This is a genomic window from Rhizobium brockwellii, assembly GCF_000769405.2.
In the GTDB taxonomy this organism is placed as follows: domain Bacteria; phylum Pseudomonadota; class Alphaproteobacteria; order Rhizobiales; family Rhizobiaceae; genus Rhizobium; species Rhizobium brockwellii.
Genome location: NZ_CP053439.1, coordinates 2,098,116 through 2,118,893, shown reverse-complemented (window position 1 = coordinate 2,118,893; position 20,778 = coordinate 2,098,116). Strand labels below are relative to the sequence as shown.

Genomic DNA, 20,778 nt, shown 5'->3' with positions numbered 1-20,778 from the left:
GCGCAGAGACTGGCACCGTGAATGTGCCAATAGATTTCGGCATGTCCCCTCCCGCGCCGAAGTCTCGTGGATCCAACGATCCGCCAAGGACCGCTCCGCCGCCCCCGGAGCGGTCCTGCCCTTTTTTTAAGAGGGCGCTGCGCCACCTATCCTGGAGTATGGCATTCGCTTAGATTGGCGAACGACAGGCTCTTGCCCTCGCGCGGATTCATGGAGCAGATGATGACCAATAAACGTCCGGAAGGCATAGAGAAATACACGGCCCCCGCCGGCGGCTGGGGTGCACTCAAAGCCGTTGCCGAAACCCTTGCGAGACAGCAGGTCATTGCGCAGGGGGCTGCGACGCTGTTGAAAGCCAATCAGCCCGAGGGCTTCGATTGTCCGGGCTGCGCTTGGCCCGATCCCAAACATACGAGTTCGTTCGAGTTCTGTGAAAACGGCGCCAAGGCAATCACCTGGGAATCCACGGCGAAACGGGCCGGGCCCGACTTTTTTGCGGCGCATAAGGTCGCCGAACTGTGGCAATGGAACGACCATCAGTTGGAAGACCAGGGTCGCCTGACGCACCCGCTGGTCTATGATCACGCCAGCGACCGTTACCTGCCGATCGGCTGGGAGGAAGCCTTCGCGCTGATCGGTGCCGAACTGCGCAAATTGCCCGATCCCGACATGGCCGAATTCTACACATCTGGACGCGCCTCGAACGAGGCGGCATTCCTGTTCCAGCTTTTCGTCAGGGCCTACGGCACCAACAATTTTCCCGACTGCTCGAACATGTGCCATGAGGCGACCAGCGTCGGCCTGCCACAGTCAATCGGGGTCGGGAAGGGCACGGTGACCCTTGAAGATTTCGATCATGCCGATGCGATCTTCAGCTTCGGCCACAATCCCGGCACCAACCACCCGCGGATGATGACCACTCTGCATGATGCCGCGAGGCGCGGCGTCCCGATCGTGGTCTTCAATCCCCTGAAAGAACGTGCGCTCGAGAAATTTGCGGCACCGCAGAACCCGGTGGAAATGGCGACGATGTCTTCGACGCCGATCGCATCGGCTTATCATCAGCTGCGCACCGGCGGGGATCTCGCTGCCCTTAAGGGCCTGATGAAGCGGATATTCGAGCGCGACGATGCCGATATCGCGGCAGGCGGCAAAGGCTTTCTCGACCGGGAATTCATCGAAGCCCACACGATCGGACTGGAGGCTCTCAAGGCCGATATTGCAAAGACGGAGTGGGCGTCGATCCTGAAGAGATCAGGATTGACGCTCGAAGCGCTCGACAGCGCCGTTGATGTCTATCTCAACGCCCGCAACGTCATCCTCTGCTATGGCATGGGCATCACCCAGCACAGCCACGGCACTGCCAATGTCCAGCAGCTTGCCAATTTTCTGATGTTGCGGGGAAATATCGGCCGCCAGGGCGCCGGTATCTGCCCGCTGCGGGGGCATTCGAACGTTCAGGGCGACCGGACCGTCGGAATCACCGAGATCCCCAACACGGCGCTTCTCGACGGCATGGAGAAGGCCTTTGGCTTTCGCCCGCCGGAGGAGAAGGGCCATAACGCCGTCGAGGCCATCGAGGCAATCATCGAAGGCCGGTCGAAGGCGCTGATCTGCCTCGGCGGCAATCTCGCCGTCGCCATATCCGATCCGGAGGTGACGTTCGAAGGCATGCGCAAGCTCGACCTTGCGGTCCATCTGGCGACAAAACCCAACCGCTCGCACCTGCTGATCGCCCGAACCTCCATCATCCTTCCCGTTCTCGGCCGCACCGACCAGGATATTCAGACGACGGGACCACAATCGGTGACCGTCGAGGATTCCATGTCGATGGTGCACGCCTCGCGCGGCTTCCTGAAACCACCAGGCGAAGAGCTGAGATCCGAACCGGCGATCATCGCCGGCATCGCCAAGGCAACGCTCGGCGCTAAATACGATATCGACTGGGACGGGATGATCAGCGATTACAATCGTATTCGGGAAAAGATCGAAGTGGTCTTTCCCGATTTCCAAGATTTCAACAGCCGTGTCAAGAAACCGGGTGGTTTCCGGCTGACGGTGGCGGCCTCCGACCGGCAATGGCGCACGCCCTCAGGAAAAGCACAGTTCCTCATCGCGCCTGGTCTGGAGGAAGATCCGCGGCTTGCAGATGCAGGCACACTGGTTCTGACAACGCTGCGCAGTCACGACCAGTACAACACGACAATCTACAGCCTTGACGACCGCTATCGAGGTGTCTTCGGCCGCCGTGACGTGATCTTCATGAACAGCGGGGATCTCTCCGCACGCGGCCTCGCCGATGGCGATAAGATTGATATCGAGTCGGTCGCTGAAACCAGCAGCAGGGCGGTTAGAGGCTTTACCGCAGTGGCCTACGACATCCCGGTTGGCTCCATCGCCGGATATTATCCCGAGATGAACAGGGTCATCGCGCTTGGCGATTACGACCGGAAATCGGGAACGCCTGCCTACAAAGGCGTGCCGGTGAAGGTGCAGAAGTCCGCGTGAGGACGGGGCAAGCAGGCTTCGGCTATCGCGACGCCACCCAGTCGTGCCAATCGCTTTCATTGCCGTTGAACACGTTGAGGTCGATCTTGCCGTCAACGCCATCGGAAAGGCCGGAGCCGGAATATTGCCAGAAGAGCCACTTGCGGCCCGGATAGACCTTGGAGGGGTGAGCGGCCACGGAGCGCAGCCAGAAGGGGTAGTCGAGCAGTTGGCCCTTCAAATTGTCGCGGTAGAAGTCCGGCGCCGTGTAGATGATCGGGCGCTGGCCGTAATGGCGCTCCAGCTTATCCATGAAGACCTGCATCTTTTCCCGGACACGTGCGGGAGAAATGCGCCTCTTGCAGCTCGATTCGCCGTTCCACTCGACGTCGATGACGGGCGGAAGAGCGTTGGCTTCCCTTGGCACGTTGCGGATGAACCAGTCGGCCTGCTCGCCGGCTGTCCGGCACCAATAGAAGAAGTGATAGGCGCCGTGTTTCAGGCCGGCTTCCTTGGCCCGGCGCCAGTTCTTCTTGAACATCGGATCGAGGTGATCGCCGCCGTCGGTCGCCTTGATGTAGACGAAGTTCGCGCCTTGCCGCCGCAACGTCTCCCAGTCGATCTCGCCCTGCCAGCGCGACACGTCGACGCCATGGACGGCAAGCTTTCTCGGTGAAGTGGAACCGAAGTTGATCGGCTTGGCATCGCGGAAGCGGTGGCCGTAAATTTGCCCGCGGGTCGGCGATCTCGTGCTGACATCGGGCATTGCATTGCCGGCGGGATTGGATGGCATCAGCAGCGCGACCGGCTTATCTGTCGGCAGCGGCATGCCGACCGGCCTGTCGGCGGGCACGAGCGCCTGCGGCTCCGGAACCTCTCCCGCCCAGCGCAAAGCCTGCTGCGGCGGGCTTGCCTGCGGCGCAGGATCGCCAACGGCGGCGGCAGGAATCGGGCCGCTCGGCTGGGCGATGGCATTGGTCGTTTCCGGCGACGGCACGTTGCCCAGCACATCTTCGGCGCCAGAACTGGCAGCGCATCCCGAGAGGATCAGGGCGGCGAGGAGGATTGCTGGCACAGCCGATGGACGCATAAGAACCTGCACGCAAAACAAGGGATCGACGGTGATCCATGTTGATGGAAGCCGCCTTTATGAATTGCTAACAGAGACTTGCTAAGAAAGGTTAAATTTGATCCTTGAGCGCCAAAGCATGCAGCCCCTCCCAACCTGTGGAAGGAGCTTTGCCGCACTGCTGCTATTCCGCTGCCTCAGCGTAGCTCAGCGATTGGCTCTCATACCCGCTATCAGAATATCGATGAGTTGCCTTGCCGCATCCCGCCAGGCGGGCCCACTGCTGATGCTAGCGCCGCCCGCCAGGGCGCGCAGGATATCGACCGGGTCCATCGCCAGACGGATTTCACCGGTGGCGACTGCGCGATCCACCAGCAGATTGACCGCACCTATGATCAAATCGGCGGAATCGGCATAGAGCTCGGAAGTGCCGCCGACCAAAGAATCCAGCACCTCGGACATGCCGTGTTTCGTCACCACATAATCCACGAACTGCACCAGCCACAGGCGAAGCGCTTCGACAGGCGGATGCGTCTCGGCAAGGCTTTTGGCGGCAGCGGCAAGCTGCGCCGTCTCGTTGCGGTAGATGGCGGAAACCAGTGCATCGCGCGTCGGGAAATGGCGATAGAGCGTGCCGATGCCGACGCCGGCGATGCGGGCGATTTCCTCCAGGCTGGCGCTGGAACCCTTGTCGGCAAAGACGGTCTTTGCCGTTTCCATCAGCAGAAGACGATTGCGTTCGGCATCCGCACGCGGCTTTCGGACTGTGGGCTCGTCACTTTTTTCGGCCATTTCCGAGCAGTCCTCTTGATAAGCGGAGGCGCCCTCCATATTTATCTGGAGGCACCCTCCTTTTATTTCATTTGGGGCCGGCGGGCAATGGTCCACCTGCCTGGAGTGGTGCGTCCATGATCAAGGAGATAATCATGAGTGGACTTTTTGGCGCGACATCAACCACCGATGAGGTGCTCGCCGGCGTCGATCTCAAGGGCAAGCGCGTTCTGGTGACGGGTGTTTCTGCCGGCCTCGGCGTGGAAACCGCGCGTGTGCTGGCAGCCCATGGAGCGCAGGTGACGGGTACGGCACGCGACCTTGCAAAGGCGAGGGCGGCAACGGAAATCGTGCGTGCCGGTGCGGCCAATGGCGGCAGCCTAGACATCGTCGAGCTTGATCTTGCCTCTCTGGCGAGCGTGCGTGCCTGCGCCGATGCGCTCATTTCGGATGGCCGCCTCTTCGATGTCGTCATTGCCAATGCCGGTGTGATGGCCGCTCCCTTCGGCCGCACCGCCGATGGCTTCGAAACGCAATTCGGCACCAACCATCTCGGTCATTTCGTGCTGGTCAACCGCATCGCACCGCTGGTCACATCGGGCGGCCGAGTGGTGATCGTCGCGTCCTCGGGCCATCGCATGGCACCTTTCAGCCTCGACGACCTCAATTTCGAGAGCAAGACCTATGAGCCCTGGGCGGCCTATGCCCAGTCGAAAACCGCCAATATCCTGTTCGCCGTGGAACTCGACCGGCGCCTCAAGGAGCGCGGCATCCGTGCAACGGCACTGCATCCCGGCGGCATCCAGACCGAGCTCGACCGTCATCTCGACCCCGACATGATTGAAGGCATGATAACGCAGATCAACGCAGCACTCGCCGCCGAGGGCAAGCCGCCCTTCCAGTGGAAGACGATTCCCCAGGGTGCGGCTACCTCCGTCTGGGCAGGTTTCGTCGCCCCGGCAGACGCGGTCGGCGGCAGATATTGCGAGAATTGCCACGTCTCCGAAGTGACGGATGCGGAGATCAGCCCGATTTCCGAAGGCGTGCGCACCTACGCGCTCGATCCCGAGACGGCCAGGGCGTTGTGGGCCAAAAGCGAGGATATGGTCGGCGAGCGCTTCTAGAGCATGATGCCGAAAAGTGTAAGCGGTTTTCGGACGACATCATGCTCTAATCATATAATGTAGAACAGGACTCAGATTTTAGGCCGACCGGGCCTAAAATCATCCTGTTCTAGGCCGCAAACCGGCACGATTCGACGCTGATGGAGAGCAGGGGAACTGGTGCCCTTGCCGAGGAATTGAGCCTGGATCGGCTGCTAACCACACAGGTTAGACGTAACCGCTGTTCCACTCCCACATTGCTCGCTGCCGTCTAATCTGTGATCGGCTTTCCATGGATGAAGAACGGGAGTTTCTCCATGGAGACTACATTGGAGTTTCTCACAACCAGGAAGCCTGGACGTGAGGTTCACCGACATTGGCCGGACGAGGTCAAGGCGAAGATTGTTTCGGAAAGCTTGAGGCCTGACACGACAGTCAATGAAGTTGCGCAGCGCTATGGATTGCGAGCCAACAGCCTTTCCACCTGGCGGACGATGGCGCGGCAGGGCAAGCTGGTGTTGCCAGAGCCAGAAGACGCCGTCGAATTCGCGGCCATGGTTGTCGAGCCGCCGTTGCCTGTGCCGTCGAAGGTCAAAGCCGTTTCCCGTGCCGAGATCGTCGTTGGTCCGGTCACGATCCGCCTGGAGGAAGGCGCATCTGCGACCCGGATCGCTGCAATCGCTCGCGCCCTGGCGGCGGCGACATGATCTTTCCGTCAAACCTCGTCAGGATCATGGTGGCCACCAAACCCGTAGACTTCCGCAAGGGTCATGACGGCTTGGCGGCGCTGGTGAAGAATGAGCTGCACAAGGACCCGTTTACCGGAACGGTCTTCGTGTTCCGATCACGCAAGGCGGACCGGTTGAAGCTGATCTACTGGGATGGCTCCGGGATCGTCATGGCCTACAAACGGCTGGAAGAGCAGACGTTCACTTGGCCAGGCATCAAGGATGGATTGATGACGCTCACCCACGCCCAGTTCGAAGCTCTGTTTGCGGGCCTCGATTGGCGGCGGGTTCATGCCATACAGACGAGAACCCCGGAGGTCATCGAATAGCTGCGGCACGATGACTCAGGACTATAAATTCCAAAGGCAAAACGGGCTGGATTTTGGTAGGTTCTAGCCATGCTAGACGCCGCCGACCTTCCCGATGATGTTGCCGCCCTGAAGGCGATGCTGCTCGCAGCCCAGGCACGCGAGGCAGGCAAAGACGCCCAGATAGCCCGCAAGGATGAGCGGATCGAACGGCTTGAGAAGCTGGTCGCAGCGTTCAAGCAGGCAGCCTTCGGGCGCAAGTCTGAGAAGACCGATCCCTGCCAGTTTGATCTGGCACTGGAAGACCTGGAAACGGCCATTGCAGCGATCCATGCCGAGGATGAGGCGGACGTTCCTGCTGGAAACAGGATTGCCAAGGCACACGCGATCAATCGCGGCTCCCTTCCAAAGCACCTTCCCCGTGTCGAAGAGGTGATCGAGCCGGAAAGCCTAATCTGCGCCTGCGGTGGATGCCTGCATTGCATTGGCGAGGATGTCTCGGAGCGTTTGGACGTGGTCCCGGCGCAATTGCGCGTCATCGTCACGCGTCGTCCCAAATATGCGTGCCGTGCCTGCACCGACGGCGTCCTTCAGGCCCCAGCTCCAGCACGGCTGATCCAGGCAGGCCTACCGACCGAAGCGACCGTCGCGCATGTTCTGGTCTCCAAATATGCCGATCACCTTCCGCTTTACCGCCAGGCCCAGATCATGAGCCGCCAGGGTGTCGATCTCGACCGCTCCACGCTCGCAGACTGGGTCGGTCGGGCAGCCTATGAATTGCGGCCCGTCTTCGATGCACTGATTGCCGACCTGAAGCGCTCGACCAAGCTGTTCATGGACGAAACCCGTGCTCCGGTGCTTGATCCTGGCTCCCGCAAAACCAAGACCGGATACTTCTGGGCGCTCGCGCGGGATGATCGCCCATGGGGCGGCGGCGCTCCACCGGGCGTGGCCTTCACCTATGCGCCTGGTCGAGGAGGCATTCATGCAGAACGAATATTGCGGGGCTTCTCCGGTATCCTGCAGGTCGATGGCTATACCGGATACAACAGGCTGATCGCACCAGAGCGCGTTGGCCCGGACATTCGGCTTGCCTATTGTTGGGCACACGCCCGTCGCAAGTTGGTGGAGATCACCCACAACGGAATAGCACCGATTGCCGAAGACGGCGTCAAACGGATCGGTGAACTGTATCGCATCGAGGCCGAACTGCGCGGCCGTGATCCGCAGGTTCGTCTCGCTGGACGGCAGGAGCGGTCAGCGCCACTCGTCGCCGACATGCAAACCTGGCTTGTCCATCACCGTGCCCGTGTCTCAACCAAGTCCCCACTCGGCGAGGCCTTGGCCTACATTGCCAAATACTGGGATGGTCTGAAGCTCTTCCTGACCGATGGCCGCATCGAGATCGACAACAACAGTGTCGAGCGGACCATCCGGCCGATAGCCCTCAATCGTAAGAATGCGCTCTTTGCCGGGCACGACACTGGTGCTGAGAACTGGGCGACCATCGCCTCGCTCATCGAGACGTGTAAGCTCAATTCGGTTGATCCGCAGGCCTACCTGACCGCCACGCTCACCGCCATTGTCAACGGCCACAGGCAGAACCGGATTGATGAGCTTCTGCCGTGGCAGTATGCGGCAACGTAATCTGCGCCAACCGGAACGCTGTCCCCGACCCAACGTGGGCACCGGGCCGGGGGCATTCTCAACTATCGAGGAGAGCCGTGCCGTAGGAATTGTCTACAGCGCATAACCAGGTGCCAGACGAGTCTCTACGAAACACATAGGTGGCACGTCGTACCGTCGACGTCGCAATGCCGCTTTCGTCGACGGCATCCAACCACGTTTCCATGATGACCAACGCTGTGTCTCCGCCCTCGATCACCTCCATCCGCCCTTGGCGGACTTTCAATTTACCTTGGAAATGAGCAGAGATTGCTTCGAACGCTTTCCTGATCTGGTCTTTGCCTTTGGCGTACATGCCTGCCTTGACCACTAAGGTGGCATCATCGGTGTAAAATCGCATCAAGCCGTCGAAGTCTTTGGCCGATATGGAACGGTCTGCAGATTCGATAAGGGCTTTCAAGGGATGGTCGGACATTCTGGACTCCAAAATGGCCGCGAGCGGAAAAACAAAACCCGCCTCGCGGCGGGTTGCTTTGTCTGGAAATATGACGTGCTTAACCCACCACTCGATGAATGGTGATAATAATCACAGTGAAAGCGCGAACAAATTCCATGGTGCATCTTTATCACCAGCGTCAGCGACTGGCAAATGATCACGTCCAATTTTGAGCAAGCTAGTCAAGGTGCCAGCGGCACACCGTTTACGGTTAGACGCACATTTCTATCAGAATTAGGAAAGCCCCTCCCATGATGGAAGGGGCTTGGATTGCTCGGCCCTTCGCTACAGCGTCAGGCTTGACCGCTATTCGGCTGCCTCGGCGTAGCTTTCCACCGGCGGGCAGGTGCAGATCAGGTTGCGGTCGCCATAGACATTGTCGACGCGGTTGACCGGGGACCAGTATTTGTCGACGCGGAAGGCGCCGGGCGGGAAGCAGGCTTGTTCGCGCGAGTAGGGGCGATCCCACTCGCCGACGAGATCTTCCACCGTGTGCGGCGCGTTCTTCAGCGGGTTGTTCACCTGGTCCATGCGGCCATCCTCGATGGCGCGGGCTTCCTCGCGGATCGCCAGCATTGCCTCGCAGAAACGGTCGAGCTCGGCCTTGGTCTCGCTTTCCGTCGGCTCGATCATCAGCGTCCCGGCGACCGGCCAGCTCATGGTCGGCGCATGGAAGCCGCAGTCGATCAGCCGCTTGGCGACGTCGTCGACGGTGACGCCTGAGCTGTCGACCAACGGACGGGTGTCGATGATGCATTCATGCGCGACACGGCCGGCAGCCGACTTGTAGAGCACGTCATAGGCGCCCTTCAGCCGGGTGGCGATATAGTTGGCGTTCAGGATCGCCACCTTGGTCGCCTGCGTCAGGCCTTCGCCGCCCATCATCAGGCAATAGCTCCAGGAGATCGGCAGGATCGAGGCGGAGCCGAAGGCGGCGGCCGAGACCGCACCCGGACGGCCGTCGGTTTCGGGATGGCCGGGCAGGTAGGGGGCCAGATGCGCCTTGACGCCGATCGGGCCCATGCCGGGTCCGCCGCCGCCATGCGGAATGCAGAAGGTCTTGTGCAGATTGAGATGCGAAACGTCGGAGCCGATGTCACCGGGGCGGGACAGGCCGACCATGGCGTTCATGTTGGCGCCGTCGAGATAAACCTGGCCGCCATGCTCGTGCACCAGATCGCAGATTTCCTTGACGGTCTCCTCAAAGACGCCGTGCGTCGAGGGATAGGTGATCATGCAGCACGAAAGGTTTGCCGCATGCTGCTCAGCTTTGGCGCGGAAATCGTCGAGATCGATATCGCCATTTTCGCGCACCTTGACGACGACGACCTTCATGCCGACCATCTGAGCCGAGGCCGGGTTGGTGCCATGCGCAGAGGTCGGGATCAGGCAGACGTCGCGATGGCCGTCGCCATTGGCGATATGATAGTTGCGGATCGTCAGCAGGCCGGCATATTCGCCCTGCGCGCCGGAATTCGGCTGCATGGAGAAGGCGTCGTAGCCGGTGACGGCGCAGAGCTTTTCGATCAGGTCGTCGATCATCTCGCGGTAGCCGAGCGCCTGGTCGGCCGGCACGAAGGGATGGATGTCGGAAAATTCCGGCCAGGTGATCGGCAGCATTTCCGCCGTCGCATTGAGCTTCATCGTGCAGGAACCGAGCGGGATCATCGAGCGGTCGAGCGCCAGATCCCGGTCGGAGAGCCGGCGGATGTAACGCGTCATCTCGCTTTCGGCGCGGTTCATGTGAAAGATCGGATGGGTGAGGTAATCGCTGGTGCGGAGCAGGCCCTTCGGCAGGCGGTAGGAAGGCTCGAAATCGGCAATGGTGAAATTGCCGCCGAAGGCGCGCCAGACGGCTTCGAGCGTCGCCGGCCGGGTGCGTTCGTCAAGGCTCATGCCGATTTTGGTTTCGCCGACCTTGCGCAGATTGACGCCTTCGGCGACGGCGGCACGCAGGATGAGACCCTGCATATGGCCGACATCGACGGTGATCGTGTCGAAGAAGGTCTCGGGCTCGACCTTATAACCGAGCTTTTCCAGGCCCTTGGCCATCAGCACGGCCTTCTGGTGCACCTGCTGGGCGATCGCCTTGATGCCCTTCGGGCCGTGGAAGACGGCGTACATGGAGGCCATGACGGCAAGCAGCACCTGCGCGGTGCAGATGTTCGACGTCGCCTTTTCGCGGCGGATATGCTGTTCGCGGGTCTGCAGCGACAGGCGATAGGCGCGGTTGCCGCGGGCGTCGACGGAGACGCCAACGAGGCGGCCGGGCATGGAGCGCTTGATGGCATCCTTGACCGACATATAGGCTGCATGCGGGCCGCCATAGCCGACCGGGACGCCGAAGCGCTGCGAGGATCCGACGGCGATATCGGCACCCATTTCGCCGGGCGATTTCAGCAGCGTCAGCGCCAGGATATCGGCGGCGGCGATCGCTATGGCGCCAGTCTGATGCAGGCGTGAGATCAGGCCGGTATAATCATGCACGTGACCGTGTGTGCCGGGATACTGGAAGATCGCGCCAAAGACGTCGACAGGATCGAGATCGGTGAAGGGATTGCCGACGATGACGCTCCAGCCGAGCGGCTCGGCGCGGGTGCGGATGAGGGCGATGGTCTGCGGATGGCAGTCGGCATCGACGAAGAAAGACTTTGCCTTCGACTTGGCGACGCGCTCGGCGATCGCCATGCCTTCGGCGGCAGCAGTCGCCTCGTCGAGCAGCGAAGCGTTGGCGACGTCGAGTCCGGTGAGGTCGCAGATCATCGTTTGGTAGTTCAGCAGCGCTTCCAGGCGGCCCTGGCTGATCTCCGGCTGGTAAGGCGTATAGGCGGTGTACCAGGCCGGGTTTTCCAGGATGTTGCGCTGGATGACCGGCGGCGTGATCGTGCCATAGTAACCCTGGCCGATCAGCGAGACCAGCACCTTGTTCTTGTTGGCGGTCTCGCGCAGCTTGTCGAGCGCCTCGCGCTCGGTCATCGGCGCGCCCCAGACGAGCGGCGCCTTCTGGCGGATCGACGGCGGCAGCGTCGCGTCGATCAGGCCGTCGAGGCTGTTGTAACCGATCACCTTCAGCATGTCGGTCATCTCGGCCGGCGAGGGGCCGATATGGCGGCGATTGGCGAAATCGTAGGGCTGATAGTCGGTGAACTGGAATTCTGTCGGCGTCGTCATTACGCAGTGAGCTCCTTGTAGGCCGCCTCGTCGAGCAGGCCGTCGGCGTCGGCAGCATTTGCAAGCTTAAGCTTGAAGAACCAGCCAGCGCCCTGAGGATCGGAATTGACCAGCGACGGATCTGCAACGATGGCCGGATTGACCTCGGTGATCTCGCCATCCAGCGGACAATAGACGTCGGAAGCAGCCTTGACGGATTCAACGGTCGCGGCATTGCCGTTCTTGGAGAAAGTCGCGCCGACTTCCGGCAATTCGACGAAAACCAGGTCGCCGAGCTGTTCGACGGCATAGGTGGTGATGCCGACCGTCGCAACGCCGCCTTCGATCTTCAGCCATTCGTGTTCTTCGGTAAATTTCAGCATTGTTCGTCCTCTCTGGAAAAGGTTTAGCGTTTGTAGGTCGGTGTGACGAAGGGTAGGGCGCTGACGGTGGTCGGCAGATATTTGCCGCGCACCTCGGCATAGACGAGCGTGCCTGCCGCAGCATGGGAGAGCGGCACGTACCCCATGGCGACCGGGCCTTCGACGCTGGGGCCGAAGCCGCCCGAGGTGACTTCGCCGATTTCGACCTTGCCCTCGGCATCGGCATAGAGCTTCGCATGGCCGCGCACCGGCGCCTTGCCTTCCGGCTTCAGGCCGACGCGGCGGCGCGCAGCGCCGTTTTCGAGTTCGGACAGGATGCGGCCAGAGCCCGGGAAGCCGCCGGCGCGCGCGCCGTTGCCGCGCCTTGCCTTCTGCATGGCCCATTCGAGTGCGGCTTCGACCGGCGAGGTGGTCGTGTCGATATCGTTGCCGTAGAGGCAGAGGCCAGCTTCGAGGCGCAGCGAATCGCGAGCGCCAAGGCCGATCGCCTGGACATCGGGATGTTCGAGCAACCGCATGGTGACATCCACGGCCTTGTCTGATGGAATCGAGATCTCGAAGCCGTCCTCGCCGCTATAGCCGGAGCGCGAGACCAGACAGGAAACATCGTGCAGGCGGCAGTGGCGGACGTCCATGAATTTCATCGCCGCGACGTCGGCCCAGAGCTCGGCGAGAACCGAAACTGCGCGCGGTCCCTGCAGCGCGATCAATGCGCGGTCGAGGACGGTGATGTCGCATTGGTCGCCGATATGAGCCTGCAGATGGGCGAGATCGGCCTCTTTGCAGGAAGCGTTGACGACGATGAAAAGGTGGTCGTCGAGATGGGTGATCATCAGATCGTCGAGAATGCAGCCGGTATCGTCGGTGAAGAAGCCATAGCGCTGGCGGCCTTCGGCAAGACCCAATATATCGACGGGCACCAGGCTTTCGAGCGCGAGAGCGGCATCCTCGTAGCTGCCCGACTTCGCTTTCACGATGACCTGGCCCATGTGGGAGACATCGAAGAGGCCGGCTTCGGCGCGGGTATGAAGATGCTCCTTCATCACACCTGCGGGATATTGCACCGGCATGTCGTAGCCGGCGAAAGGTACCATGCGGGCGCCGAGCGAAAGATGCAGGGCATGCAGCGGGGTTTTCTTCAGGGCAGCAGTATCGTCCAAAAGACGCCTCCGGGGTTTGCGCCTTCTCGCGAAGGCGCGGGCTCAAATCTGAAGGCGCGGCTGCGCGCTTCTCTCCTGAGCCCCCTCTGTCCTTGCGCCTGAGATTGTTATCCCTTCGGCGAGCGTTTCGAGAACGCTTCTCTCCAGAGTTCCGTCTGCCCCTTGCTGGTCCTTTTGCCTGAGAGTTTCCGGGGCGGTTGCTCCTTCGGCACCGGTGGCGAAAGCACCGGCTTCTCCCAACAAGGTTGGCGCAATTATCCGGCGGCTGCAGCGCTTGGCAAGGCCAAATGTCGTGACCGGACAATTTTTTGTCGCCATATCCCGGCCAAGCCCTGATCTGCGACAAATCTGTTTTTGCATTCCGTGGGGAAAACGGCTATCGCGACATGCTGTTGAAGGGGATCTCATGCGGCAGACCGGACTGAAAGCGACGCTCTTCCTGCGCATGCTTTGCGCATTGAGCCTGCTTTTGCTTGGGCTTGCCCATCAGGCACCAGAGGCTGTCGCCTCCGAAGGCTACGATGCCGCGGCCTATGTGCTGCCCGACGGTACCTTCGCCTCGCTCTGCGTGACCGTGAAGGACACCGACGGCAAGACCGTTGCCTTCAAGCCGAATTGCGAAGCCTGCCGGCTGTCGGCCTCCGTCATCCTGCCGGCTCCGAATACGGACTCCTGGCTTGAGCGCAAGCTCGCCGCGCTAATCAACGCGCCGATCGAAACATCAGCCATAACAGGCGCAAGCGCTGTCAGCCGGCCGAATTCCCGCGCACCTCCCGTCCTCGCCTGATCTGCTTCCGCAACCCATGATGCAGCATGCCGGTCCGCCCGAGAGAGGTCCGTGGCCGGCGAGGAGATATCCGATGAAAACTATCAAGACATTTGGCAAGACATTCGGGCTTGCCGCCGTAATTTCCGCAACCGCCTTTGCCAGCGCCGAGGCGCATGTGACCTTCCTCGACAGAGAGGCGAAGCAAGACAGCACCATTCTCGCCACGCTGCAGGTGCCGCATGGCTGCGACGGCAAGGCGACCACGGAAGTGCGGGTCAAGCTGCCTGAGGGATTCGTTTTCGCCAAGCCGCAGCCGAAGGCCGGCTGGGACCTCGAGGTGATCAAGGGCGACTACCAGAAGACCTACGACAATCACGGCGACAAGGTGAACAAGGGCGCGATCGAGATACGCTGGAAAAACGGCAATCTCTCCGACGATTTCTACGACACTTTCGTCATCCAGGGTAAGGTATCCGGCATCGCGGCCGGCACCTCGCTCGCCTTTCCCGTCACGCAGATGTGTGGCGACACCGTCGAGGCCTGGGACCAGGTGGCGAAAGAAGGTGGCGATGCGCATGGGATGAAAAGTCCGGCGCCGCTCTTGAAGGTCGTTGCCGGCGAAGATCATGGTCACGATCATGACGATATGGCCGGCATGGACATGTCCGCTATGGCGGGCATGGGCGCTGCGGCGCCGGCCGGCGAAACGGTCAAGGCCGGCGATCTCGAAGTCTCCGGTGGCTTCGCCAAGGCAATGCTGCCCGGCCAGCCGGTCGGCGGCGGCTTTTTCACGGTGAAGAACAACGGCCAGACGGACGATCGACTGGTGTCCGTTAGCTCGCCCGCAGCCGGCGAGGTTCAGATCCACGAGATGGTGACGAAGGACAATGTCATGCGGATGCGCCAGCTGAAGGACGGCATCGCCATCGGCGCCGGCGAGACGGTCAAGCTTGAGCCCGGCAACCTGCATCTGATGTTCCAGAAGGTGAAGACGCCGTTCAAGCAGGGCGATACGGTGCCGGTGACGCTGATCTTCGAAAAGGCCGGCAAGGTCGATCTGGTCCTGCAGGTGCTCTCCGCCCAGGGCAAATGAAAGTAGACTCATTAAACAGAAAAGCCCGCGACTGTGACGGCAGTCGCGGGCTTTCGTTTGGAAGGCGATGGCCTCAGAAGTCTTCGTAGGATCGCAGCGCCTGTTTCAGGCCGGCCTGCGGCTGGCGATTGCCCTTGGCCATCAGGTCGAGGGCCACTTCGGTCGATTGGATGATGCTGGAGGGCTCGTCTATTTCCTCGGTGCCTTCGGCCTTCAACTGCCGGTCGGCAACGCGGCGCGCATCGCGGGCGGCGGTGCTCGTCGCGACACGCTGGGGGATTCGGAGCGACTCGAACGCAATAGCGGCGGTGCTGGCCGATATGGACAGGAGCTGGGTCATGCCGTCACGGTATCGGCACGATCTTGGCGCCATTATAAGAAAATCATCGGCATTTTACCGGATGGTAAGAATTCATACCTTCTCGATTGGAATCGTTGCGGAGTTGCGATAAATCCGGCTGATGATCCAGGCTCTTCTCGTCGCCGCCGGCGGCGCCATCGGTTCTCTTCTCAGATATTATGTCGGCCAGTGGGCGCTGAGACTCATGGGGCCGGCATTTCCGTGGGGCACGCTCGCCGTCAATATTGTCGGCTGCTTCGTCATCGGCGTCTTCGCCGAGCTGATCGCGCGGAAGTTCAACGCCTCGGTGGAGCTGCGCCTGCTGCTGATCACCGGCTTCCTCGGCGGCTTCACAACCTTCTCGGCCTTCTCGCTGGATGCGATCTCGCTGTTCGAGCGCGGCGAGGCCGTCGCCGGCGGTATTTATATCGCTGCAAGTGTCGGACTTTCGATGGCGGCCGTCATCGCCGGGCTCGCCGTCATGCGCGCTTTGGCCTGATTTCTTTTCCGGTTTCCGTTTTGCTTGAAAATGCTCTAAAGGCTGCGGCAAGAACGCCGGCTCGGCCTGCGCTGCAATTTCCGAAAGATCGTTTATGGCTGGCATAGAACATATCAAGGTTGAACCCGACGAAGCCGGCATGCGGCTCGATCGCTGGTTCAAGGTGCATTTTCCCGGGCTCGGCTTCGGTCCGCTGCAGAAGCTCTTGCGCTCCGGCCAGGTGCGCGTCGACGGTGGGCGTGTCAAATCGGATGCGCGCGTGCAGCCCGGCCAGACGGTGCGCGTGCCGCCGATGGATGTCGATGCGAAGCTGAAATCCGGACCGATCGCCGGCAAGGATCTCAAACATTCGACGGATTTCCAACTTTTGTCGCGCATGGTGCTGCACGAGGACGAAAAGGTGATCGTACTCAACAAGCCCCCTGGCCTTGCGGTGCAGGGCGGCTCGGGTGTGGCCAGGCATATCGACCAGATGCTCGAAGCCTGGACCAGCCCGAAGGGTGAGAAGCCGCGGCTCGTTCACCGTCTCGACCGCGACACCTCGGGTGTTCTCGTCATTGCCCGCACCCGCGGTGCGGCGCAGAAGCTGACGGCTGCCTTCCGCGAGCGCGATACCAAGAAGACCTACTGGGCGCTGGTCAAGGGCGTGCCGCGCAAGCACGAGGATAAGATCTCGACCTGGCTGGTGAAGGAACCGACGGTCGACGGCGACCGCATGCGCATCGCCAAGCACGGCGAGGACGGCGCCGACCATGCGATTTCCTTCTACCGCGTGCTGGAGACGGCGGCACAGAACCTCGCCTGGCTGGAGATGGAGCCCTATACCGGCCGTACGCATCAGTTGCGCGTCCATGCCCTGCATATCGGCCATCCGATCATCGGCGATCCGAAATATTTCGACGACGATCCGAATTGGGATTTTCCAGGCGGCGTCCAGAAGAAGCTGCATCTGCACGCGCGTCACATCGACATCCCGCATCCCTCCGGCGGCCGCCTGCGCATCAGTGCGCCGCTGCCAGCGCATATGGTGCAGACCTGGAACCTTCTCGGTCTCGACCTTGCCGGTGCCGAAAGGGACGCCGAATGAAACTGGCGCTTTTCGATTGCGACGGCACGCTGGTCGACAGCGCCAGTCTGATCCACGAAACCATGCGCAGGACCTTCGACAAGTTCGGCAAGCCGGAACCGCGATTTGAAGACACCAAGGCCATTATCGGCCTGTCCCTCGATATTGCGATTGCCCGCATGCAGGGCAGGCCGCATGTGGAGCAGCAAGATATCGACATGACGGCGCATTACAAATCGCTGTTCTCGATCGTGCGTCAGGATCTTGACTATAAGGAGCCTCTGTTTCCCGGCATTCGCGAGATGATCGACGCGATCAGCGGACGCGATGACCTGCTGATCGGCGCGGTGACGGGCAAATCCAGGCGCGGGCTCAAGGCCGTGATGGAGACGCATGGCTTCGACAAGCATTTCATCGTCGCACGCACCGCCGACGATTGCCCTTCCAAACCGCATCCGGCCATGGTGACGGAATGCTGCGATGAAACCGGCATGAATGCTGCCGACACCATTGTCATCGGCGATGCGGTTTACGATATGCAGATGGCAAAGGCTGCCGGCGCCAAGGCGATCGGCGTTGCCTGGGGCTATGCCAGCGTGGATGAACTGATCGCCAACGGCGCTGATGCGATCGCCTACCATCCGAACGAGATATTGCGTCATTTTTCCTGAGGTGAGCCCATGCGCGATCTGCTGAACGACCTTTCCGAAGGCTTGAGCCATCCCGATCCCATCCGCCGCGCGCAGATCCAGATGAAGAAGCCGCTGCCCAAGCGCTTCTATACCGACGTTTCCGTTGCCCAGCACGAGGGCGGTTTTGCGATCACCCTCGACGGAAAGATGGTGCGCACGCCGGCGCGCCTGGTTCTCGCCGTGCCGACCGAGGCGCTGGCGCGGCTTGTCGCCGCCGAATGGCAGGCGCAGGGCGAAGAGATCAACCCGGTGAGCATGCCGGTGACACGGCTCGTCAACACGGCACTCGACGGCGTTGCCGCCAATGCGCAGGCTATCTTCGAGGATATATTGCGCTTTTCCTCCAGCGACCTGATCTGCTACCGCGCCGAGGAGCCGGAACTGCTGGTCGAGCGCCAGGCCGAGCACTGGGATCCCGTGATCGACTGGGCAGCGAATGATCTCGGCGCCCGCTTCATCCTCGTCGAAGGGGTGATGCCGCAGGAGCAGCCGCGCGAGGCGACTGCCGCCTTCGCCGTCACGCTCGCGAGATATGATAGCCCGATGGCGCTGGCCGCCCTCCACACAGTCACCACGCTGACCGGCTCGGCGATCCTGGCGCTCGCCTTCGCCGAGGGCCGGGTAACGACTGAGGAGGCATGGTCGCTTGCCCATCTCGATGAGGATTGGACGATCGAGCATTGGGGCAGCGACGAGGAAGCCGAGCAGCGGCGGTCCAAGCGCTTTGCCGAGTTCAAAGCCGCAGCGGATGTTTTTTTCGCCCTAAGCGCCTGAAACATATTGCCTTCCAATGCATTATGACGAAGTCTGCGACTCCAACGGGGTGGTGCGGGATTTTGCAATGAATTGGCTGAGGTCGTGTTTTTGCCGGGCGACACTCGTCTGTGTCGCGCTCACAGCCTGCGGCAGCCTCTCGGTCACCAAGCCGGCGGCGCCGGTCTATGATGTGCGCAGTGCCGTCGTTCTCTCCGGTCCGAACATGCCGGCCGAGCTGCTTTCCGGTATCAACGACCGCGTCAACGCAGCGATCAATGCCACCGTGCGCGACACCGTGCTGCCGCGGGTGGTGCTGACTATCCGCGTGGTTTCCATCCAGAAAGGCCTCGGCTTCCAGAAGGACCGCAACGTCGTCAAGATCAGCATCGACGCGGCCTCGGTGGAGGACGGCTCGGTCATCGCCGTCAGCGCCTTCGACGTCACCAGCATCGCTGCCGATCCCAAGCTTGCCGACGAGATCCTGGCTGAGGACGCCGCTGCTAGGATACGCTCGGTTTTCTCACTCAGCGGGCGCGGGCGCTAAATCGTTAGAGCATGATGTTGTCCGAAAACCGCGCACACTTTTCGGCATCATGCTCTAGCGCGACGTTTTAACCGCCGGATTGCCGCCCGCAGCGGTGAGGGAGATCGCATGAAGGAAATTCTCGAAGAACTGGAACGGCGCCGCGACATTGCCCGCCTCGGCGGCGGCGAGGCGCGTATCGACGCCCAGCACAAGCGCGGCAAGCTGACGGCGCGCGAGCGCATCGACCTCTTCCTCGACGAAGGTTCCTTCGAGGAGTTCGACATGTTCGTCGAACACCGCTCCACCGATTTCGGCATGGACAAGAGCCGTATCGCCGGCGACGGCGTCGTCACCGGTTGGGGCACGGTCAATGGCCGCACCGTGTTCGTCTTCGCCAAGGACTTCACCGTCTTCGGCGGCTCGCTGTCTGAGGCGCATGCCGAGAAGATCATGAAAGTGCAGGACATGGCGCTGAAGAACCGCGCGCCGATCGTCGGTATCTACGATGCGGGCGGCGCCCGCATCCAGGAGGGCGTGGCGGCCCTCGGCGGTTATGCCGAGGTGTTCCAGCGCAATGTGCTGGCCTCCGGTGTCATTCCGCAGATCTCGGTGATCATGGGTCCTTGCGCCGGCGGCGACGTCTATTCGCCTGCGATGACCGATTTCATCTTCATGGTGCGTGATACCTCCTACATGTTCGTCACCGGTCCCGATGTGGTGAAAACCGTGACCAACGAGACGGTGACATCCGAAGAACTCGGCGGCGCTATCGTGCATACAGTGCGCTCGTCGATTGCCGACGGCGCCTATGACAACGATGTCGAAACGCTGCTGCAGGTGCGACGGCTGATCGATTTCCTTCCGCTTTCGAACACCGCGCCATTGCCGGAGATCGAATGTTACCAGTCGGTGACAGAGATCGACATGTCGCTCGATACGCTGGTGCCGGCGAGCTCCAACAAGCCTTACGACATCAAGGAACTGATCCGGAAGGTGGCGGACGAGGGGGATTTCTTCGAGATCCAGACGAGCTTTGCCAAAAACATCGTCTGCGGCTTCGGCCGCGTCGAAGGCTCCACCGTCGGTTTCGTCGCCAACCAGCCGATGGTGCTGGCCGGTGTTCTCGACAGCGACGCCTCACGCAAGGCCGCCCGTTTCGTGCGCTTCTGCGACTGCTTCAATATTCCGATCGTCACCTTCGTCGACGTGCCGGGCTTCCTGCCGGGTACGGCGCAGGAATATGGCGGCCTCATCAAGCACGGCGCTAAACTGCTCTTTGCCTATGCCGAGGCGACGGTGCCGAAGCTCACCGTCATCACCCGCAAGGCCTTCGGCGGCGCCTATGACGTGATGGCGTCGAAGCATCTGCGCGGCGACCTCAACTATGCCTGGCCGACGGCGCAGATCGCCGTGATGGGCGCCAGGGGCGCCGTCGAGATCATCTTCCGCAAGGATATTGCCGATCCGGAGAAAATCGCCGCGCATACGAAAATGTATGAAGACCGGTTCCTCTCGCCCTTCGTCGCCGCCGAGCGCGGTTATGTCGATGAGGTGATCATGCCGCACTCGACCCGCAGGCGGCTGGCGCGCGGTCTGAAGATGCTGCGCAACAAGGATCTCGCCAATCCCTGGAAGAAACACGACAACATCCCGCTTTGACGGCTGCCGGCGAATAAAACTGTCCGGTCAGGTGTTTAGCCACTGTCGAAAAAGTGAACGGCCGTCAGCGATCCGTGTGTTCTATCCTTGCGAGGGA

At 61.3% G+C, this 20,778-nt stretch carries 20 protein-coding genes and 1 riboswitch; of the genes, 13 read left to right on the top strand and 7 right to left on the bottom strand.

From position 1 onward, the window contains the following. Positions 1 to 222 precede the first annotated feature (222 nt). Positions 223 to 2,508, top strand: a complete 2,286-nt coding sequence (locus RLCC275e_RS10665; RefSeq protein ID WP_130707629.1) for an FdhF/YdeP family oxidoreductase — start codon at positions 223 to 225, stop codon at positions 2,506 to 2,508. Between the two features lie 22 nt (positions 2,509 to 2,530). On the opposite strand, the gene RLCC275e_RS10660 is transcribed toward RLCC275e_RS10665, so the two are convergent. Together RLCC275e_RS10660 and RLCC275e_RS10655 are read right to left on the bottom strand one after the other, a co-directional pair. Then, entirely contained in the window at positions 2,531 to 3,577 is a 1,047-nt protein-coding gene (locus RLCC275e_RS10660) for a glycoside hydrolase family 25 protein (protein ID WP_033179468.1), read from the bottom strand. A gap of 186 nt (positions 3,578 to 3,763) precedes the next feature. Beyond that, positions 3,764 to 4,387 (bottom strand): TetR/AcrR family transcriptional regulator, encoded by a 624-nt coding sequence (locus RLCC275e_RS10655; RefSeq protein WP_050516783.1) that lies wholly within the window; start codon positions 4,385 to 4,387, stop codon positions 3,764 to 3,766. Between the two features lie 95 nt (positions 4,388 to 4,482). On the opposite strand from RLCC275e_RS10655, the gene RLCC275e_RS10650 reads away from it, so the two are divergent. From RLCC275e_RS10650 to tnpC, 4 genes are all read left to right on the top strand, one after another. Next, entirely contained in the window at positions 4,483 to 5,451 is a 969-nt protein-coding gene (locus RLCC275e_RS10650) for an SDR family NAD(P)-dependent oxidoreductase (RefSeq protein ID WP_033179499.1), read from the top strand. Positions 5,452 to 5,747: 296 nt separating this feature from the next. Further along, positions 5,748 to 6,137, top strand: coding sequence for an IS66-like element accessory protein TnpA (gene tnpA, locus RLCC275e_RS10645; protein ID WP_033184618.1), 390 nt, complete (start codon positions 5,748 to 5,750; stop codon positions 6,135 to 6,137). Beyond that, a complete protein-coding gene (tnpB, locus tag RLCC275e_RS10640; protein ID WP_033184617.1) occupies positions 6,134 to 6,487 on the top strand; it encodes an IS66 family insertion sequence element accessory protein TnpB in 354 nt (117 codons plus the stop codon). The genes tnpA and tnpB overlap by 4 nt, the downstream gene beginning before the upstream one ends. Before the next feature lie 69 nt (positions 6,488 to 6,556). Continuing rightward, positions 6,557 to 8,113, top strand: a complete 1,557-nt coding sequence (gene tnpC / locus RLCC275e_RS10635; protein WP_033184616.1) for an IS66 family transposase — start codon at positions 6,557 to 6,559, stop codon at positions 8,111 to 8,113. 58 nt (positions 8,114 to 8,171) lie between these two features. Here the strand turns inward: tnpC and RLCC275e_RS10630 are convergent, their stop codons facing one another. The 4 genes from RLCC275e_RS10630 to gcvT all read right to left on the bottom strand — a co-directional run bounded on the left by RLCC275e_RS10630 (position 8,172) and on the right by gcvT (position 13,281). Next, positions 8,172 to 8,567, bottom strand: a complete 396-nt coding sequence (locus RLCC275e_RS10630; protein ID WP_033184615.1) for a YybH family protein — start codon at positions 8,565 to 8,567, stop codon at positions 8,172 to 8,174. A 327-nt stretch (positions 8,568 to 8,894) separates the two neighbouring features. After that, entirely contained in the window at positions 8,895 to 11,759 is a 2,865-nt protein-coding gene (gcvP, locus tag RLCC275e_RS10625; protein ID WP_033182753.1) for an aminomethyl-transferring glycine dehydrogenase, read from the bottom strand. Further along, complete coding sequence (gene gcvH / locus RLCC275e_RS10620) at positions 11,759 to 12,121, bottom strand: glycine cleavage system protein GcvH (RefSeq protein ID WP_003539971.1); 363 nt, start codon at positions 12,119 to 12,121, stop codon at positions 11,759 to 11,761. The genes gcvP and gcvH overlap by 1 nt, the downstream gene beginning before the upstream one ends. A 23-nt stretch (positions 12,122 to 12,144) precedes the next feature. After that, positions 12,145 to 13,281 (bottom strand): glycine cleavage system aminomethyltransferase GcvT, encoded by a 1,137-nt coding sequence (gene gcvT / locus RLCC275e_RS10615; protein WP_033182752.1) that lies wholly within the window; start codon positions 13,279 to 13,281, stop codon positions 12,145 to 12,147. A gap of 156 nt (positions 13,282 to 13,437) precedes the next feature. Continuing rightward, positions 13,438 to 13,530: riboswitch (glycine riboswitch) on the bottom strand. Between the two features lie 157 nt (positions 13,531 to 13,687). On the opposite strand from gcvT, the gene RLCC275e_RS10610 reads away from it, so the two are divergent. Both RLCC275e_RS10610 and RLCC275e_RS10605 read left to right on the top strand, forming a co-directional pair. Further along, the gene (locus RLCC275e_RS10610) at positions 13,688 to 14,068 is read left to right on the top strand and encodes a hypothetical protein (protein WP_033182750.1); all 381 of its coding nucleotides are present in this window, start codon (positions 13,688 to 13,690) and stop codon (positions 14,066 to 14,068) included. Positions 14,069 to 14,141: 73 nt separating this feature from the next. Beyond that, positions 14,142 to 15,143, top strand: a complete 1,002-nt coding sequence (locus RLCC275e_RS10605; RefSeq protein WP_033182749.1) for a DUF1775 domain-containing protein — start codon at positions 14,142 to 14,144, stop codon at positions 15,141 to 15,143. Positions 15,144 to 15,216: 73 nt separating this feature from the next. Here RLCC275e_RS10605 and RLCC275e_RS10600 read toward each other — a convergent pair whose 3' ends face one another. After that, positions 15,217 to 15,483, bottom strand: a complete 267-nt coding sequence (locus RLCC275e_RS10600) for a hypothetical protein (protein ID WP_003559684.1) — start codon at positions 15,481 to 15,483, stop codon at positions 15,217 to 15,219. A 121-nt stretch (positions 15,484 to 15,604) separates the two neighbouring features. Here RLCC275e_RS10600 and crcB point away from each other — a divergent pair, with 121 nt between their 5' ends. The 6 genes from crcB to RLCC275e_RS10570 all read left to right on the top strand — a co-directional run bounded on the left by crcB (position 15,605) and on the right by RLCC275e_RS10570 (position 20,681). Continuing rightward, entirely contained in the window at positions 15,605 to 15,982 is a 378-nt protein-coding gene (crcB, locus tag RLCC275e_RS10595; RefSeq protein WP_033182748.1) for a fluoride efflux transporter CrcB, read from the top strand. A 94-nt stretch (positions 15,983 to 16,076) separates the two neighbouring features. Further along, on the top strand, positions 16,077 to 17,069 hold the full coding sequence (locus RLCC275e_RS10590) for an RluA family pseudouridine synthase (protein WP_033182747.1): 993 nt from the start codon (positions 16,077 to 16,079) through the stop codon (positions 17,067 to 17,069). Then, the gene (locus tag RLCC275e_RS10585; RefSeq protein WP_033182746.1) at positions 17,066 to 17,719 is read left to right on the top strand and encodes an HAD-IA family hydrolase; all 654 of its coding nucleotides are present in this window, start codon (positions 17,066 to 17,068) and stop codon (positions 17,717 to 17,719) included. Before RLCC275e_RS10590 ends, RLCC275e_RS10585 begins: the two co-directional genes overlap by 4 nt. A 9-nt stretch (positions 17,720 to 17,728) precedes the next feature. Then, entirely contained in the window at positions 17,729 to 18,514 is a 786-nt protein-coding gene (locus RLCC275e_RS10580) for an ATP12 family chaperone protein (RefSeq protein ID WP_033182745.1), read from the top strand. Positions 18,515 to 18,581: 67 nt separating this feature from the next. Next, positions 18,582 to 19,040 carry a calponin homology domain-containing protein gene (locus tag RLCC275e_RS10575; RefSeq protein WP_033182781.1) on the top strand — a complete coding sequence of 153 codons (459 nt, stop codon included), beginning with the start codon at positions 18,582 to 18,584 and terminating at the stop codon, positions 19,038 to 19,040. A gap of 108 nt (positions 19,041 to 19,148) precedes the next feature. Further along, positions 19,149 to 20,681: an acyl-CoA carboxylase subunit beta gene (locus tag RLCC275e_RS10570; RefSeq protein ID WP_012757578.1), complete on the top strand. Its 1,533-nt coding sequence runs from the start codon at positions 19,149 to 19,151 to the stop codon at positions 20,679 to 20,681. Positions 20,682 to 20,778: the final 97 nt, after the last annotated feature.